The 17,212-nt window shown below is 73.8% G+C and carries 15 protein-coding genes; 6 read left to right on the forward strand and 9 right to left on the reverse strand.

The window, feature by feature from the left end; all coding sequences use genetic code 11:
* Window positions 1-41 precede the first annotated feature (41 nt).
* Window positions 42-770 (reverse strand): ABC transporter ATP-binding protein, encoded by a 729-nt coding sequence (locus ACZ3ZE_RS10605; RefSeq protein ID WP_467258411.1) that lies wholly within the window; start codon window positions 768-770, stop codon window positions 42-44.
* Window positions 767-1,849, reverse strand: coding sequence for an ABC transporter permease (locus ACZ3ZE_RS10610; protein WP_361622868.1), 1,083 nt, complete (start codon window positions 1,847-1,849; stop codon window positions 767-769). The genes ACZ3ZE_RS10605 and ACZ3ZE_RS10610 overlap by 4 nt, the downstream gene beginning before the upstream one ends.
* Window positions 1,850-1,973: 124 nt before the next feature.
* Here ACZ3ZE_RS10610 and ACZ3ZE_RS10615 point away from each other — a divergent pair, with 124 nt between their 5' ends.
* Both ACZ3ZE_RS10615 and ACZ3ZE_RS10620 read left to right on the forward strand, forming a co-directional pair.
* On the forward strand, window positions 1,974-3,155 hold the full coding sequence (locus tag ACZ3ZE_RS10615; RefSeq protein WP_467258414.1) for a sensor histidine kinase: 1,182 nt from the start codon (window positions 1,974-1,976) through the stop codon (window positions 3,153-3,155).
* Window positions 3,152-3,778 (forward strand): response regulator transcription factor, encoded by a 627-nt coding sequence (locus ACZ3ZE_RS10620; RefSeq protein WP_361174894.1) that lies wholly within the window; start codon window positions 3,152-3,154, stop codon window positions 3,776-3,778. The genes ACZ3ZE_RS10615 and ACZ3ZE_RS10620 overlap by 4 nt, the downstream gene beginning before the upstream one ends.
* A gap of 35 nt (window positions 3,779-3,813) precedes the next feature.
* Here the strand turns inward: ACZ3ZE_RS10620 and ACZ3ZE_RS10625 are convergent, their stop codons facing one another.
* Window positions 3,814-4,158, reverse strand: a complete 345-nt coding sequence (locus ACZ3ZE_RS10625; RefSeq protein WP_467258416.1) for a DUF5955 family protein — start codon at window positions 4,156-4,158, stop codon at window positions 3,814-3,816.
* 179 nt (window positions 4,159-4,337) lie between these two features.
* Here ACZ3ZE_RS10625 and ACZ3ZE_RS10630 point away from each other — a divergent pair, with 179 nt between their 5' ends.
* From ACZ3ZE_RS10630 to ACZ3ZE_RS10640, 3 genes are all read left to right on the forward strand, one after another.
* Window positions 4,338-4,949: a nucleotidyltransferase family protein gene (locus ACZ3ZE_RS10630; RefSeq protein ID WP_361174900.1), complete on the forward strand. Its 612-nt coding sequence runs from the start codon at window positions 4,338-4,340 to the stop codon at window positions 4,947-4,949.
* Between the two features lie 225 nt (window positions 4,950-5,174).
* Window positions 5,175-6,797, forward strand: coding sequence for a malate synthase A (gene aceB, locus ACZ3ZE_RS10635; RefSeq protein WP_467258419.1), 1,623 nt, complete (start codon window positions 5,175-5,177; stop codon window positions 6,795-6,797).
* Window positions 6,798-7,083: 286 nt separating this feature from the next.
* Entirely contained in the window at window positions 7,084-8,232 is a 1,149-nt protein-coding gene (locus tag ACZ3ZE_RS10640; protein ID WP_361622877.1) for a GDSL-type esterase/lipase family protein, read from the forward strand.
* 15 nt (window positions 8,233-8,247) lie between these two features.
* Here the strand turns inward: ACZ3ZE_RS10640 and ACZ3ZE_RS10645 are convergent, their stop codons facing one another.
* The gene (locus ACZ3ZE_RS10645; protein ID WP_361174909.1) at window positions 8,248-10,047 is read right to left on the reverse strand and encodes a hypothetical protein; all 1,800 of its coding nucleotides are present in this window, start codon (window positions 10,045-10,047) and stop codon (window positions 8,248-8,250) included.
* 54 nt (window positions 10,048-10,101) lie between these two features.
* Window positions 10,102-11,094 (reverse strand): fibronectin type III domain-containing protein, encoded by a 993-nt coding sequence (locus tag ACZ3ZE_RS10650; RefSeq protein WP_361174912.1) that lies wholly within the window; start codon window positions 11,092-11,094, stop codon window positions 10,102-10,104.
* A 155-nt stretch (window positions 11,095-11,249) separates the two neighbouring features.
* Between ACZ3ZE_RS10650 and ACZ3ZE_RS10655 the strand changes: the two genes are divergently transcribed.
* The gene (locus ACZ3ZE_RS10655) at window positions 11,250-11,828 is read left to right on the forward strand and encodes a hypothetical protein (RefSeq protein ID WP_361174915.1); all 579 of its coding nucleotides are present in this window, start codon (window positions 11,250-11,252) and stop codon (window positions 11,826-11,828) included.
* 64 nt (window positions 11,829-11,892) lie between these two features.
* On the opposite strand, the gene ACZ3ZE_RS10660 is transcribed toward ACZ3ZE_RS10655, so the two are convergent.
* The 4 genes from ACZ3ZE_RS10660 to ACZ3ZE_RS10675 form a co-directional block, all read right to left on the reverse strand.
* A complete protein-coding gene (locus ACZ3ZE_RS10660; RefSeq protein ID WP_361174918.1) occupies window positions 11,893-12,555 on the reverse strand; it encodes an aspartate/glutamate racemase family protein in 663 nt (220 codons plus the stop codon).
* Window positions 12,556-12,617: 62 nt separating this feature from the next.
* A complete protein-coding gene (locus tag ACZ3ZE_RS10665; RefSeq protein WP_467258421.1) occupies window positions 12,618-13,967 on the reverse strand; it encodes a nucleobase:cation symporter-2 family protein in 1,350 nt (449 codons plus the stop codon).
* Window positions 13,968-14,358: 391 nt separating this feature from the next.
* A complete protein-coding gene (locus ACZ3ZE_RS10670) occupies window positions 14,359-15,747 on the reverse strand; it encodes an 8-oxoguanine deaminase (protein WP_467258424.1) in 1,389 nt (462 codons plus the stop codon).
* Window positions 15,748-15,795: 48 nt separating this feature from the next.
* The gene (locus ACZ3ZE_RS10675; RefSeq protein ID WP_361174927.1) at window positions 15,796-17,202 is read right to left on the reverse strand and encodes a nucleobase:cation symporter-2 family protein; all 1,407 of its coding nucleotides are present in this window, start codon (window positions 17,200-17,202) and stop codon (window positions 15,796-15,798) included.
* Window positions 17,203-17,212: the final 10 nt, after the last annotated feature.

Genomic DNA, 17,212 nt, shown 5'->3' on the forward strand with positions numbered 1-17,212 from the left:
CCGAAGACCCCGGGCGCCCCCTTCGCCGTACCCGCGCCGGATCAGACCGTGGCGTGGTCCTCGGCGTCCTTACTGTCCCCGGCGTCCCCGGCGTCCTCGGTGAGGCGCCCGTCCCGCACCGTCACCACCCGGTCCGCGCGGTTCAGGTGGGTGCGGTCGTGGGTGACCAGGACGGTGGCGGTGCCCCGCTCCCGGGTGAGGCCGGCGAGCAGTTCCATGACCGCCGCCCCCCGCTCGTGGTCCAGCGCGCTGGTCGGCTCGTCGACCAGGAGGACCGAGGGCTCGTTCATCAGGGCCCGCGCGATGTTCACGCGCTGGCGCTGACCGCCGGACAGCTGGTGCGGGCGCTTGTGCGCCTGGTCCGCGAGGCCGACCGCGTCGAGGAGCGCCATGGCCCGCTGCCGCGCCTCCCGGCCCATCCGCCCGGACAGGTGCGCCATCACCTCCAGCTGCTCCACCGCGTTGAGCGAGGGCAGCAGGTTGGGCTGCTGGAAGACGATGCCGATCTTCTCGCGCCGCAGCTCCGCCTTGGCGGCCTGGCTCAGCGGCCCGGTGTCCGTGCCGGCCACCAGGACCCGGCCGCTGTCCGGGGTCACCAGGGTCGCGGCCACCGCGAGCAGGCTGGACTTGCCGGAGCCCGAGGGGCCGACGACGGCGGCGAGGGAGCCCGCGGGGACGTCCAGGGAGACCGCGTCGAGGGCGGTGAGCCGTCCGTCGCCGTCGGGGTAGGTCAGGGTCACGTCGTCGAGGACGAGGTTGTCGGTGTTCACCGCGCGCTCCCAAGGGCGGTCAGAGGGTCGACGGCGGTGATCCGCCGGATGGACAGCGCCGCGCCGAGCACACCGAGCACGATGATCACGGCGGCCGGGCCCAGCACGGTCAGCGGCTGGAGCACGAAGGGCACGTCCCCGCCGCTGATCAGCGCGCCGATGCCGGTGGCGAGACCGGTGCCGATCAGGGTGCCCGCGCCGAGCATGATCACGGCCTGGCCGAGCGCGTCCTTGAGGAGGTACGGGGTGGAGGCCCCGAGCGCCTTGAGGACGGCCACGTCACCGCTGCGCTGGATGGTCCAGACGGTGAAGAAGGCTCCTATGACGAGCGCGGAGATCGCGAACAGGAAGCCGCGCATCATCTGCAGCGAGCCGTTCTCGGCCTGGTAGGACCCTATGGCGGTGAGCGCCTCGTCGGGCGTCTTCGCCGAGGTCTTCCCGGCCGCGTCGCCGGCGGCCCAGTCCACGTCGGAGCCGCTGAGCGCGATCACCGTGGCCTGCTCCTCCGGCGCGGTGCCGCTGTGGCCCAGCTCCTGCCAGTCGTCGAGCGAGGTCCACACGACGGGCGTGTGGCTGTACGAGGCGTCGCCGGAGATCGCGGCGACCGTGGCCTCCACGGGGCCGAGGCGCACGGCGTCGCCCACCCGGACGTCCAGTTCCTCGGCCGCCGACTCCGACAGGACCGCCTTGCCGGGGGCCAGCTTGCCGCTCTCCGGGGCGATCCCGGTGCCCGGGTTCGTACCGAAGGCGGAGAGCGCGGCCGTGCGGTCACCGGCGGTGGCGTTGAGGCTGCGGATGCCGAGCGGCTCGGCGCTCTCGACACCCGGGCGCCCGGCCCAGTCCCGCCACTGGCTCTCGGTGACGGTCGAGTTGGTGAAGGAGACCGACTGGCCCGCGGGCGGGGCCGCGAAGGCCAGCCGGTCCGCCGACAGACCGGTGATCGCGGAGATGTTCTCCCGCGCGAGCCCGGCGGTCAGACCGGACAGCAGTCCTACCAGCAGGGTGATCAGGACGATCACCGTGCCCATCAACGTGAATCGCCCCTTGGCGAATCTCAGGTCTCTCCATGCCACGAACATGAGGTCAAGCCTGCTCGGCGGGGCCGCCCCCGGGCATCGCGCCACGGATTGCTCCGCAATCAAACTTTCGGTTGAGTCCGGATTGTCCGGACCGGCCCTCGCGCGCGCATACGCTGGACGGACCATGGATCCCCGTTCGCTGACCCCCGCCCTGCGCGCCCTGCGCCTCTGCCTCCATCTGCTGATGGCGGGCCTGCTGGTACTCGCCGCCCTGCGCTCCGAGTCGGCCGCCGGAGTGGCGGCGGCCGCGCTGACCGGCGCGGTCTACGCGGCGGGTTCGCTGCTGCCTTCGGTACGGGAGTCGTGGCGGGCCGCGGCGGTGTGGCTGGGCGCGGTGTGCGCGGCCTGGATCCTGCTGCTCTGGATCACGCCCGACGCGCTGTGGGTGGCCTTCCCGCTCTACTTCCTGCAACTGCACCTGCTGCCGGTGCGCTGGTCGCTGCCGGCCGTGGGACTGACGGCGGGCGCCGCGATCCTGTCGTACGTGCGGCACGGCGCCCCGATCACCCCGGGCGTCTTCATCGGGCCGCTGCTCGGCGCGGCGGTGGCCGTGGCGACCGTCCTCGGCTACCAGGCGCTGTACCGGGAGAGCGAACGGCGGCGGCGCCTCATCGAGGAGCTGATCTCCACCCGGGCCGAGCTCGCGGCGGCCGAGCGGAACGCGGGGACGCTGGCCGAGCGCGAGCGGCTCGCCCGGGAGATCCACGACACCCTGGCGCAGGGGCTGTCCTCGATCCAGCTGCTGCTGCGGGCCGCCGAGCGGGCGCTGCCGGAGGGTTCCCCGGCGGCCGGGCACATCGAGGGGGCCCGGCGGGCCGCGCAGGACAACCTGGCGGAGGCCCGGCGCTTCGTCCGCGCCCTCTCCCCGCCCGACCTGGAGCACGGCTCGCTCGCCGGGGCGCTGGAGCGCCTGTGCGAGACGGCCGGGCCGGACGGTCCCCGGGTGCGGTTCTCGGTGAGCGGCGCGCCGGCCGAGCTGCCCACCCCGTACGAGGTGGCGCTGCTGCGGATCGCGCAGTCGGCGCTGGCCAACACGGTCCGGCACGCCTCGGCCTCGCGGGCCGAGATCACGCTGTCGTTCATGGGCGGCTCGGTCGCCCTGGACGTCGTCGACGACGGCGCGGGCTTCGAGCCGGGCGCGGTGCGGCCCTCCTCGGAGGGCGGCTTCGGGCTGCCCGCGATGCGGTCCCGGGCCGAGTCGCTGGGCGGTGCGTTCACCGTCGAGTCGGCGCCCGGCCAGGGCACCGCCGTGGCCGTCACCCTTCCCCTGCCCGCCGCCCCCCTGCCCGCTGGAGCCGACGCATGACCATCCGACTGCTGCTCGCCGACGACCATCCGGTGGTACGGGCCGGGCTGCGGGCCGTCCTCGACACGGAGCCGGACTTCGCCGTGGTCGCGGAGGCCGCGACGGCCGAACGGGCGGTGGAGCTGGCCGCCGCCGGGGGTGTGGACGTGGTCCTGATGGACCTCCAGTTCGGTGCCGGGATGCACGGCTCGGAGGCGACGGCGGCGATCACGGGCGTGCCGGGCGGGCCGCGGGTGCTGGTCCTCACGACGTACGACACGGACGCGGACATCCTGGCGGCGGTGGAGGCCGGGGCCTCGGGCTACCTGCTGAAGGACGCCCCGCCGGAGGAGCTCGCGGCGGCGGTACGGACGGCCGCGGCCGGCCAGTCGGCACTGGCACCGGCGGTGGCGCACCGGCTGATGGACCGGATGCGGACCCCGTCGGAGGCGCTGACCAAGCGGGAGCTGGAGGTGCTCCAGCTGGTCGGCGAGGGCCTGTCGAACCAGCAGATCAGCAAGGCGCTGTTCCTGAGCCAGGCGACGGTGAAGTCCCATCTGGTGCACGTCTTCGCCAAGCTGGGCGTCGACTCGCGCACGGCGGCGGTGGCGACGGCGACGGCCCGGCGGCTGATCAGGCGCTGAGGCGGCCGGGCGGGGGCGGGGCGGGTTCGGGCCGGTCAGGCCTCGGCTGTCGGGCCCCGCTCGCCCTCCGGCGCCGTCGGCGGCCCGAACAGGTCCACCGCTCGGCGCAGCGCCGTGAGGCCGTCGGCGAGGGCGCTGACGGAGCCGACCGAGCCGGCGACGAGCAGCAGCGAGCGGCGCAGCCGCCGTACCTCGGGGGCGCCGCCCGCGGCCATCGCGTCCAGTGCCGCGAGTTCGTCCTCGGCGATGCCCCGGTCGGTGAAGTCGGTGCGCAGCGCTGCCAGTTCGCGCCTGAGCCGGGAGACGGCGGCCCTCAGCCCGTCCACCCTGGGGTCCACGCCCTCGCCGGTCACTCGCCTCTGCCCCACGCTTCGCAACATGGTTCTCCCCCTCGCGCACGTCCTTGTGCCGGCCCGTCGGGCGTGGCCGGGCGCCCGGGGTCGCGGGCCAGTTAACTCCTTCGCGCGCCCGGCGCGCCAGCGGACGGACGTAATTCAGGCGTCCGTGTGACCGGGGCGTGGGGAGGGCGATGCGGTATGCAGTCCTCATGACTGGTGAGATGACTGGTGAGACGGAAGAACCCCTCGTGGCGGGCCTCCTGCTGGCCGCCGGTGGCGGTCGGCGGCTCGGCGGCCGGCCCAAGGCGCTGCTCGCGCACCGCGGGCGCCCGCTCGTCGAGAACGCGGTGCGGGCGCTGCGCGAGGGCGGCTGCGAGGTGGTGCACGTGGTGCTCGGCGCGGCGGCCGACCGGGTGCGGGAGCGGGCCGTGCTGCCGGGCTGCGTGCTGGTGGACAACCCGGACTGGGCCGAGGGCATGGGGTCCTCGCTGCGGGCGGGCCTCGCCTCCCTGAGGGCGGCGGCGCTGCCGGTGGACGCGGCGCTGGTGTCGCTGGTGGACCAGCCGGGGATCGGGGCGGCGGCGGTGGCCCGGGTGCGGGCCGCGTACCGCTCGCGGGACACCCTGGCGGCGGCCTCGTACGAGGGGAAGCGCGGCCATCCGGTGCTGTTCGGCTCGGGGCGCTGGGCGGGGATCGCGGCGGGGGCGGTCGGGGACCAGGGGGCGCGCGACTACCTGCGGGCGCACCGGGATGCGATCACGCTCGTGGACTGTTCGGATGTGGCCGAGCCCTATGACATCGACACGGAGGCGGATCTGGCGCACCTGGAGTGAAGGCGGTGGCACCGAGCGCCACGTTGTGTCGACCCGAAGAATCTCGACATCAACAAACCATTGAACTTCCACCATGAGGAAACTAGTATCCACTGTTCAGAAGCGCCTGCTCTTTGAGACGGCGCTCGCGGCCGTACCTCGGCGCCTGTGGCACTCCGTGCCGTACGCGACGCCCGGCGGCCGTCTGGCACCGCCCGTGAAGCCCGCTGAAGGAAGTGACAGTTCATGTCCGCACCAGCGCCGTCCTCCCTGGTCGTCGTCGAAGCCGAGCCCCTGCCGCGCCAGGAGGAGGTGCTCACCGACGCGGCCCTCGCCTTCGTGGCCGAGCTGCACCGCCGGTTCACCCCGCGCCGCGACGAGCTGCTCGCCCGCCGGGCCGAGCGCCGCGCCGAGATCGCCCGCACCTCCTCGCTGGACTTCCTTCCCGATACCGCGGCGGTCCGCGCCGACGACTCCTGGAAGGTCGCGCCCGCCCCGGCGGCCCTGAACGACCGGCGCGTCGAGATCACCGGCCCGACCGACCGCAAGATGACGATCAACGCGCTGAACTCGGGCGCGAGGGTCTGGCTCGCGGACTTCGAGGACGCCTCGGCGCCGACCTGGGAGAACGTGGTCCTCGGCCAGGTCAACCTGGTCGACGCGTACACCCGGAACATCGACTTCACCGACCCGCGGTCGGGCAAGTCGTACGCGCTGAAGCCGAACGACGAGCTCGCCACGGTCGTCATGCGGCCGCGCGGCTGGCACCTGGAGGAGCGTCACCTGACCGTCGACGGGCGCCCGGTGCCCGGCGCCCTGGTCGACTTCGGCCTCTACTTCTTCCACAACGCCCAGCGCCTCATCGACCTCGGCAAGGGCCCGTACTTCTACCTGCCGAAGACCGAGTCGCACCTGGAGGCCCGCCTCTGGAACGAGATCTTCGTCTTCGCCCAGGACTACGTCGGCATCCCGCAGGGCACCGTCCGCGCCACGGTCCTCATCGAGACCATCACGGCCGCGTACGAGATGGAGGAGATCCTCTACGAACTCCGCGACCACGCCGCCGGGTTGAACGCGGGCCGCTGGGACTACCTGTTCTCCATCGTCAAGAACTTCCGTGACGGCGGCACCAAGTTCGTCCTCCCGGACCGCAACGCGGTCACGATGACGGCCCCGTTCATGCGCGCGTACACCGAACTCCTCGTCCGCACCTGCCACAAGCGCGGCGCGCACGCGATCGGCGGCATGGCGGCCTTCATCCCGTCCCGCCGGGACGCCGAGGTCAACAAGGTCGCCTTCGAGAAGGTCAAGGCCGACAAGGACCGCGAGGCCGGCGACGGCTTCGACGGCTCCTGGGTCGCCCACCCGGACCTGGTCCCGATCGCCATGGCCTCCTTCGACGCGGTGCTCGGCGAGAAGCCGAACCAGAAGGACCGGCTGCGCGAGGACGTGCACGTCGAGGGCCCCGAGCTCATCGACATCGCCTCCCTGGACGCCCGCCCGACCTACGACGGCCTGCGCAACGCGGTCCAGGTCGGCATCCGCTACATCGAGGCCTGGCTGCGCGGCCTGGGCGCCGTCGCGATCTTCAACCTGATGGAGGACGCGGCGACCGCCGAGATCTCCCGCTCGCAGATCTGGCAGTGGATCAACGCCGAGGTCGTCTTCGAGAACGGCAAGCAGGCCACCCCGGAGCTGGCCCGCACGGTGGCCGCCGAGGAGCTGGCCGCGATCCGCGCGGAGATCGGCGACGAGGCGTTCGCGGCCGGGAAGTGGCAGCAGGCGCACGACCTCCTGCTGCATGTCTCCCTGGACGCCGACTACGCCGACTTCCTGACCCTCCCCGCGTACGACCAGCTGGTCGGCTGACCGCACAGCGGCCGAACAGCACCGGCGTTCACGCGCCGAGCACCCGCGCGCGGCTCGCGCGCACCGGCTCCGCCCCCGCTGCCCAGGCACCGGGGGCGGAGCCCTTTCCGTATGCCGTTCGCACGTTTGCCCGCCTTTCGATCCATGGCGTTTCACAAGTCACGTGACGCAACCGAGATACGCGGCTACCTAGCGGTAATAAGTCGCGCCGTGCGAGATTCCGCCATGCCACCGGCCGGCGGCTGTCCCCCACTCACTGCGCACCGCATACCGCAGGAGCACAGCCATGCCTTCGTCCCCCCACCGCGCCCTGCGCGGACTGCTCACCCTGTGCGTCGCCGCCGGACTCGCCTCACTGGCCCCCTCCCCCGCCGTGGCCGCACCCGGCTCCGGGCCCACCGCCGTCGTCACCATGGGCGACAGCTACATCTCCGGCGAGGCCGGCCGCTGGCAGGGCAACAGCCTGACCGGCAGCGGAAACCGCAACGGCACCGACCGCTCCTGGACCGGCAGCGGCTACGACCCGAGCCGCGTGTACGGCAGCTCGCAGACCAATGGCTGCCACCGCTCGGACTCGGCCGAGGTGAAGAGCGCGGGCGCCCTCGCCACCGAGCAGATCAACCTGGCCTGCTCCGGGGCCACCACCCGCAACGTCTTCCGCGCGTCCAACGGCGGGGTCGCCTACAAGGGCGAGGCCCCGCAGGCCGACCAGCTCGCGGCGGTCGCCGCCACCCGTGACGTGAAGCTGATCGCGCTGTCGATCGGCGGCAACGACCTCGGTTTCGCCGATGTCATCACCACCTGCGCCACCGACTACATCGTCTGGTACTCCTACTGCCACGACGACCAGCAGGCCGCCGTCGACGCGAGGATCGACGGGGCGATGGCCGCCGTCGGCACGTCGATCGACGAGATCAGAGCCGTGATGACCGGCGCCGGATACAGCTCCGCGGACTACCGGATCGTCCTCCAGTCGTACCCCTCCCCCATCCCCCGCGCCACGGAGAACCGTTACGGCGAGAGCGGCTGGTCCCGGACGAACACCGGCGGCTGCCCCTTCTGGAACGCCGACTCCGACTGGGCCCGCGACTCCCTCGTCCCGCAGATCGCGAACCGCCTGAAGGCGGTCGCGCGGGCCAAGGGCGCGCAGTTCATGGATCTGCGCGACATGCTCCAGGGCCGTGAGGTGTGCGCGAAGACCAGCAAGCTGGTCAGCTCCACCGTCCCCGCCTCGGCGACGACGAGCGAGTGGGCGCGCTGGATCGACCAGAACGAGACCCAGGGGCCGCTCCAGGAGGACATGCACCCCAACTACTACGGGCAGTTGGCACTGGGCCGCTGCCTGGCGCTGGTCAACGCCCGGACCACCGGTGACTACAGCTGCCGCAACACGGCGGGCGCGGGCGCCTCGGGGATGTACCTCACGGCGGGGTGACACCGCCCGGCCGGGTCACGGCGGGGCGATGCCCAAGGGCCCGAGGACCCGCGCGGTCTCGTGCGGGTCGGCCGCGGCCATCGCGGCCACCAGCGCGGCCGAACCGCCGGGCCAGCGCCCGGCCGCCGTGTCGAAGGCCGTACGGCGGGACTCCAGCGGCCCCCTCTTGCCGGGCAGCCCGTCGAGGACGTCCAGGGCCCGGGCGGACGCCGGCACCGCCTTCGGGTCGACGTCCTCGCCCCGGGCCCGCAGGGCCGCCTCCGCGCGGGCGCCGGCCACCGGGTCGGCGAGCGCGCGGCGCAGGGCGCCGACCGGGGCGGCGGACAGGTCGAGGACACCGAGCAGCGCCCGGGTGGCGGCCGCGTCGGAGGTGCCGGCGTTGACCCGGCCGACGGCGCCGAGCAGCTCCGCCCAGGCCTGCTCGTCGACATCGCCGGGGGCCGCTTCGAGGGCCCGCAGCCACTCCCCGAGCACCCGCTCGGCGACGGCCGGGGGCCAGCCCGCGGCGGCGGCCACCAGCGTGGGCGCGTCCCAGGCGGTGGTGTCGGCGGCGTCGGGCACGACGACCCCGCGGACGGCGAGCAGATAGCGGACGGCGGCGGCGCCGTCCGGCGTGAGGCCGAAGGCGTCGCCCCGGCGGAAGACCAGCCCGGTCGCGGCCAGCCGGTCGACGACGGCCGCCAGCTCGTGGGCGGGCCCGTCGAGCCGGGCCCGGTCGGTGTCGTTGACGCCCGGCAGGCCGAGCAGGCGGGCGAGCTCGCCGGCCGTCGGTGTCGTGTACGCGGGTGAGGCCGGCGGCGGTACGCGGACGGGGGCGTCCTCCAGGGCCGGGTCGACCGGCCAGTCCTCGAACTCGGCGGCGCGGCGGGCGACCGACTCGGCGGAGCAGCCGCGCTGGTAGAGCGTGTAGAGCAGGTGGGCGGCCTCGCTGCCGTACGTGCCCTCGTCGGCGAGGGCGTCGACGGCGGCGGCGAGCAGGTCGGCGTCGCCCTCCGGATCCGGCGGGTCGGCGGCCTCCTCGGGCGGGGGCAGGGGCTCGGCGGGGTCGCCGTAGTAGTCGAGGTGTTCGTCGAGCAGGGCGTCGGCGAGGACGAGGTGCGGGAAGGCGTCCGGTCCGGGCGCCAGGTGCGCGTAGGCACCCGTGAGGCCTTCGGCGAGGCCGGCCGCGGTCCACCGGTCGAGCAGCGCGGCGGCGACCGTCCCGATCCCCTGGGCCACGTCGTGGTCGGTCAGCACCGGACCGGCGGGCGGCGCTTGCTCCGCGTCGCGCACATAGGCCCGGGTCAGCGCCTCGGCGAGCAGGACGTCGGCGACGGCCGTGCGCCCCATGAGGTCGGCCCGCCGCACCCCGTCGGGGACCGGCGGCCCGTCGAGCCGCGCGAGCCAGGCCCGTACGGCCGCGGGGTCGTCGGGGTCGGTGCCGTCGGCCCGCAGGAGCTGGGCGTACCAGCGGGGCCAGGTGAGGTTGCCGGGGTCGCCCATGGCGCGTTCGAAGTCGTCGGCGGCCTCCCCGATCACCCCCTCGACCCCCGCCCGGCCGGCGCCGTCGAAGCGGCGGGCGAGCGCCCGGAGCACGGCCGGGTACGCGGCCAGCTCCTCGGGCGCCGCGCACACGAACGCGGGCAGGTCCTCCACGAGCAGCCGCCGCACCAGAGCGGGCGTCGGCTCGGGCAGCCCCGTGGCCCGGTCCGCCCCGCGCAGCGCGAGCAGACCCAGCACGGCATCGGCGGCCCTGCGCGATCCAGGGCCCCGGAACTCGGGGCTCGCCTCCAGGAACGCGGCGAGCCCGGTGTTGGTGAGAACGATCTCGGCCACGCTCCCAGCGTAGTTCCGACGCGGTGTGCGTGCGTGCCTTCAAGGGGTCACCCCTCAGGGGGACACCGCCGTGCGCGGCGCCGAGAAGTCGCCCCAGGTGCCGTCGGGGAGCCGGGCGCGGAGGGTGACGGTGTAGCGGGTGCCGGGGGTGGGGGGCACGGTGAGGGTGTACGTGACGGGGCCGGGCGGGGGCTGGGCGCCCCAGACGATGGTGGTGGCGAATCGGCCGTTCAGGTAGAGCTGGTGCTCCTTGACGGGAGCGCTGGTGCGGGGCGGGGTCCAGGTGAGGGTGACGGCGCCCTTCGTGGCCCTCGCGGTGACGGCGGTGGGGGCGGTGTTGGGCGGGGCGCCGGGGGCGGGGGCCGTGGTGAGGTCGGCGGGGTCGCTGTCCGGGGAGGAGTTCTCGGCGGCGTCGCGGGCCCGGACGGTGAACGAGTAGGCGGTGCCGGGGCGCAGGCCGGTGAGCCGGGCGGTGGTCTCGGTGCCGGGGACGGTGTGGACGCGGGCGTCGCCCTGGTAGACGTCGTAGGCGGTGACCCGGGTGTCGTCGCGGGCGGGGCGCCAGGCCAGGGCGGCGCCGTCCGGTCCGGCGGCGGCGACGCGCAGGGCGGTCGGGCGGGTGGGGGGCGTGCGGTCCTCGGCGGTGGCGGGGAGGGTCGTGGCGGAGACGGGGGCACTGTCCGGGGAGAGGTTCCCCGCGGCGTCGCGGGCGCGGACGGTGAAGGTCTGCGGGGTGGCGGGGGCGAGGCCGGTGACGTCGGTCATGAGGGTGTCGGCCGGAAGCTCCTTGACCTTGCGGCCCTGGCGGTAGACGGCGTAGCCGGTGACGGCGCGGTCGTCGGTGGCGGCGCTCCACATGACATGGACGGTGCTGGCGCTGCCCGCGGCGGCGGTGACGCCGGTGGGGGCGGCAGGGGCGCGGGTGTCCTGGGCGGGCGGCGCGGAACAGGCGGCGAGCCCGAGGAGGGCGGCGGTGAGGGCGGCGAGGGCGCCGGTGACGGCGCCGGCCCTTGGGGGCAACAGGCTGGCTGCGAGCGGGCGTTGCACGGGACGCCTCCGTCCGGCCGGGCGATCCGGGAAAGGTCTGGACCTGTATGACACAGGGGCGGGCGGATCGACAAGGGGTGGACGGGGAGGGGCGTTGTCAGTGGGGTGCGCTTCACTGATTCCATCACTCTCCGTAGTCGAAATCAGGGGGATCCGTGACGGACCGTACGACCTATGTGACCGTGACCGGGCTGCGCCTGCGCGGCTGGAGCGACGCGATGATCGGCGAGCTGCTGGGCCAGCCGGACGTACAGGGCCGGGACCCGAGGCGCTGGTCCCTCGCCCCGGTGCGGCTCTATCTGCTCGCCCGGATCGAGGCGGTCGAACGCACCCCGGAGTTCCTCCACGCCGCCGCCGTCGCCGGGCGGGGCTCGGCGGCGGCCGGGGCCGGAGCCGAGCGGCGGCGCAGGGCGGTGCTGGCGGCGATCCGGGCCGAGCCCATCGAGGTCCCCCGGCTGCCCGCCGCCGAACTGGAGCGCCGCGCGGTCCGCCACCGGCACCTGCTCGGGGCCCGCGGTCCGGGCGGGATCACCGCGGGCGCCATGGTCCGCTGGCAGGTCGGCTACCTGCGCCAGGCGCTCGCCCGGTACGAGACCCTCCTCGACGGCCTGTACGGCGACACCGGCCGCGCCGAGGCGGAACGACTCCTGCGCCGCCGCCTGTACGAGGCGATCGCGGCGGCGTATCCGGCGCTGGCCCACGAGTGCGGGCGGCGGATGGAGCTGGAGCGGTGAGGGCGGAAGCCGTGAGTGCGGGGTGCGGTGGTCGGGAACCGGCCGTGCCGCCGTGGGCGGGCCGTCAGGTGTCGGAGGCGCCCAGCAGCCGGGCCACCCGGGCGCAGGCCGCCGGGATCGGGGCGATCACGGGTACGGGCAGGCGGGTGCGCAGGGTGGCGGCCGCGTCGCCCAGTGGGCCGCCGCCGATGACGACGGCCTCGGCGCCGTCCCGTAGGACGCAGGTGCGGACGGCGTCCTCCAGGGCAGTGAGCAGCGCTTCGGGGTGGGCGGTGAGGCCTCGGGGGTCGCCCGCGGTGAAGCGGGGGCCGGTGTACGCCGGGCCCAGGCCGAGTCGCTCGACGTGGCCGGCGATCGCGTCGGCGAGGAGCGGGGTGGTCGTGGCGATGCCGAAGCGGCGCCCGTCGGCCGCGGCTTCGGTGAGAGCGGCCTCGCCGATGCCTACGACGGGCAGGGCGTCCCCGAGTGCCGCCCGCAGCTCGGCCACGCCCGGGTCTCCGAACGCGCCCACGATCAGGGCCCCGCCGTCGCCCCCGGCGAGGGCGGCGCGCGCGGCGGCGACGGTGTGCGGGGCGGCGGCGCGCAGGGCGGCCGGGTCGGTCAGCATCGCCGGGCCGTGCGCGGCGGTCACGCCGCGGACGCGCAGGACCGTGCCCGCGAGGGCGCGGCGGGCGAGCGAGGTCATCATCCGGGTGGTCGCCGTGGAGGTGTTGGGGTTGACCAGCACCACCGCCCCGGGCCCCGCGGCGTGCGCGGGGACCGGGGCGGGCGGGGGCGGCGTACGGCGGCTCAGTGGACGTGCGCCGCCTTGGCCGCTCTGGTCTCGGAGATCTCCTCGCCGGGCTCCATCGGCGCGGTCACGGTGTCGTCGTCATGGCGCTTGCCCAGGTGGTTGAAGACCAGGTTGAGCAGGACGGCCGCGACACAGCCGGTGGAGATGCCGGAGTCCAGGATGATCTTCGCGGTCTCCGGGAAGGCGTGGTAGAACTCCGGCTTCGTGATGGGGATGATGCCGACCGCCAGCGAGACGGCGACGATCAGCACGTTGTTGTCCTTCTCCAGGCCGGCCTTGGCCAGGGTCTGGATGCCGCTCGCGGCGACCGAGCCGAAGAGGACGATGCCCGCGCCGCCGAGGACCGGCCGGGGCACGACCGAGATCAGCGAGGCGGCCACCGGCGACAGGCCCATGAGGACCAGGAAGCCGCCGCCGCAGGCGACCACGAAGCGGCTGCGGATCCGGGTCATGGCGACCAGGCCGATGTTCTGCGCGAAGGCGCTGCACATGAAGCCGTTGAAGAGCGGGCTGAGCGCGGAGCCGAGGGTGTCGGCCCGCAGTCCGGCCGCGATCGTCTTCTCGTCGGCCGGCCGTTCGACGATCTCGCCGAGCGCCAGCATGTCGGCGGTCGACTCGGTCATGGAGACCAGCATGACCACGCACATGGAGATGATCGCGGCGACGGCGAACTGCGGGGCGCCGAAGTGGAACGGGCTCGGGAAGCCGACGATGTCCGCCTCGGTCACCGGAGTGAAGTCGGTGACGCCGAACGGTATCGCGAGGAGCGTGCCCACGACGAGGCCGACGAGGACGGCGACCTGCTTGAGGAAGCCGCGGGTGAAGCGGCGCAGCAGCAGCACGATGACGAGGGTGATGCCCGCGAGGGACAGGAAGGTGGTCGAACCGTAGTCGTCCGCCTTGGGGTTGGGCCCCTGGGCCCAGCCGAAGGCGACCGGGAGGAGGGAGACTCCGATGAGGGTGATCACGGAGCCGGTGACGACCGGCGGGAAGAACCGCACGAGCCGGGAGAAGAAGGGGGCGGCGAGGAAGCCGAGGAGTCCGGCGACGATGATCGCGCCGAAGATCACCGGCAGGGCGTCGGCCTTGTCCTTCGTGGTGTCGACGATGGCGAGCATCGGGGCGACGCCGGCGAAGGTGACGCCGTTGACGAACGGCAGCCGGGCGCCGATCTTCCAGACGCCGAGGGTCTGGAGGAAGGTGGCGAGTCCGGCGGTGAAGAGACTCGCCCCGGTGAGGAAGGTGAGTTCGGTTCCGGAGAGGCCCACGGCCGCTCCGACGATCAGCGGCGGGGCGACGACTCCCGCGTACATGGCGGCCACGTGCTGGAGGCCGCTGGTTGCCATCTTCAGTGGGGGCAGGACCTCGTCTACCGGGTGTGTGTCCCGGGCCTCAAGGGCGGACCCTGCGTCTTGTGCATTGCGAACCTGGGGCTTGGCGGCCACGGCGGTTCCTCCGGTCGGGTACACGTCGGCGGAGACGTGGGTGTCAGGGAGGTGGTGCGATGCGGTGCGAGGTGCAGGAGGTGCGGCTCGATGCGGCGCCGGCGGAGGGGGTGCGGCGCTGGCGGGGTGTCCGATGGGGAAAGCCCGGGTGGGGCGCGGAAACCGTTCACCGTCCCAGGGGGTGCGTACGACTGGGCGCACGTCACCCCCCGGTCCGGCTGCCGCGGACCCCGCTCGGGCCCGCGGCGACCGGTCGAGGGCCGTCCCCCTCGACCGGACTCCTTGGGGAGGGTCAGGCCTGGGCCGCGATACGGGCCAGGCGCTGCGCCTCCGTGCGCGCGTCGCGCGCGATCCGGTCCTCGTCGGCGGTCAGCAGACGGTTGTTCTCCACGATCTGCCTGCCGTTGACGAAGGACGCGGTGACCGGGGCGGCCGCGCCGAAGACGATGGCGGTGACCGGGTCGGCGATGGACGAGTGGCCGAGGCCGTCGATCTTCCAGAGCACGAAGTCGGCCAGCTTGCCGGCCTCCAGCGAGCCGATGCTGTCGGCGCGGCCGAGGACCTGCGCACCGCCGTAGGTGCCGAGGCGCAGGGCCTGGCGGGCGTTGAGCGCGGCCTCGCGGTGGGCGCCGAGCCGGTTGATCAGGAGGGCGTTGCGCAGCTCGGTGTGGAGTTCGCCCGACTCGTTGGAGGCGGTGCCGTCGACGCCGAGGCCGACCGGCACGCCCGCCTTGAGCATGTCGGGTACGCGGGCGATGCCGGCGGCGAGGCGCGCGTTGGAGGACGGGCAGTGCGCCACACCGGTCTTGGTGCGGGCGAAGGCCGCGATGTCGGAGTCGTTCATGTGGACGCAGTGCGCCATCCACACGTCCTCGCCGAGGAAGCCGGTGGACTCGAAGTAGTCCGTGGGGCCCATGCCGAAGAGCTCGTGGCAGAACTTCTCCTCCTCCACGGTCTCCGAGCCGTGGGTGTGCATGCGCACGCCCAGGCGGCGGCCGAGCGCCGCGCCCTCCCGGAGCAGTTCGGTGGAGATGGAGAAGGGCGAACAGGGGGCGACGGCGACCTGGGTCATCGAGTCGAAGGAGGCGTCGTGGAACTTCCTGACGGTCTCCTCGGTCGCGGCGAGCGCGCCCTCGGTGGTCTCGACGGCGAAGTCCGGCGGCAGGCCGCCGTCCTTCTGGCTGCGGTCCATGGAGCCGCGGGCGAGGGTGAAGCGGACGCCCATGTCACTGGCGGCACCGATGATGGCGCCGGACAGGTCGCCGGAGCCCTGCGGGTAGACGTAGTGGTGGTCCATGGCGGTGGTGACACCGCCGCGGGCCATCATCGCCAGCGATCCCTGGGCGGCGACGCGCACCATCTGCTCGTCGATGCGGGCCCAGGTCGGGTAGAGCGCGACCAGCCAGTTGAAGAGGTTGTGGTCGGTCGCGAGACCCCGGGTGATCCACTGGTAGAAGTGGTGGTGGGTGTTGACGAGACCCGGCGTGATCAGATGGCCGGTGGCGTCGATCCGCCGGACCACGTTCTCCAGGCCCTCGGGGGCCTTCCCGGCACCGATGGACTCGATCTTGTTGTCGGCGACGACGAGGTAACCGGTGGCGTACTCGGTGTCGTTCGCGTCGACGGTCGCGATCGCCGCGTTCTCGATGACGATGCGCTGGGCTGCCGAAGGTGCTGCCATGACGGTGCTTCCTTCATTCCTGGGGGGATGGTTGGGCACGGCAGGACCCTAGGAGGATTTGAGTGCCGGAGCCGCGTGACGGCTCCGGGTGCCGAGATGGTGGAAGAAGAGGTTCAGCAGGACGGCGACGAGCGCCCCCGCGCTGATGCCGGACCCGAGCACGGTCTGCGCCCAGGCGGGGAATCCGGCGTAGAAGGTGGGTGCGGCGAGCGGGATGATGCCCGCTCCGAGCGCGACGGCCACCAGGATGATGTTGGAGCTGTCGTCGAGTCCGGCCTCGGACAGGGTCCGGATGCCGCTCACGGCGATCGAGCCGAAGAGCACGATGCCCGCGCCGCCGAGGACCGGCATGGGCACCAGGGAGACCACCGCGCCGAGCACCGGGAAGGCGCCGAGGACGAGGAGGGCGCCGCCGGCGACGGCGACGACGTACCGGCTGCGCACCCGGGTCAGCGAGACGACGCCGACGTTCTGGGCGAAGGCCGAGGTGGGGAAGCCGCCGAAGACGGGGCCGAGCAGGGTGGCGATGCCGTCGGTGCGCAGTCCGCGGGTGATGGTCCGGCCGTCGCTGCGCCGTTCGCAGATCTCGCCGAGGGCGAGCATGCCGGCGCTGGACTCGGTCATCAGGACCAGCATCACGAGGCACAGGGAGAGGATCGCGGCGGGCTGGAACTCGGGGGCGCCGAAGGCGAAGGGCGCGGGCAGCGCGGCGACCGGGGCCTCCCGCAGGGCGGTGAAGTCGGCCATGCCGAAGGGGACCGCGGCGAGCGTGCCGATGAACAGGCCGAGCAGCAGGGCGATCTGCTTGACGAAGCCCTTGCCGAAGCGCTGGAAGAGCAGGACGACGACGAGGGTGAAGCCGGCCAGCGCCAGGTACTTCATGGCACCGAAGTCGGCGGCGTTCTTGTCGCCGCCCTGGGCCCAGCCGACCGGCACGGGCATCAGGGTGACCCCGATGAGGGTGATGACGACGCCGGTGACGAGCGGCGGGAAGAAGCGCAGGAGCCGGCCGAAGAAGGGGCCGACGGCGAGGCAGAAGACTCCGGCGACCATCACCGCGCCGTAGATGGCGGGGAGTTGGTGTCCCGGGGCGGTGTTCTCGGCGATGGCGAGCATCGGGGTGATGCCGGCCGAGGAGGCCGCGTTCACGAACGGGAGCCGGTTGCCGGCGAAGCGGCCGAGGCCGAGGGTCTGCAGGATGGTCGCGCAGCCGGCGATCAGCAGGCTGGCTGCGATGAGCCGGGTCATGCCGGCGGTGTCCAGGCCGACCGCCTGGCCGACGATGAGCGGAGGGGTGACGACGCCCGCGTACATGGCGGCGATGTGCTGGAGTGCCGCGGGGACGAGCCGCGAGGCGGGGAGTTTCTCGTCCACCGGGTGGCAGGCGGCCTCGGTGGTGGACGGGGTGGAACACGGGCCTTCGGCGGTTGCCGGCCCCTTTGCAGGCTGTGCCATGGAAGTTCCC

The sequence above is a fragment of the Streptomyces sp. NPDC023157 genome (assembly GCF_055560575.1).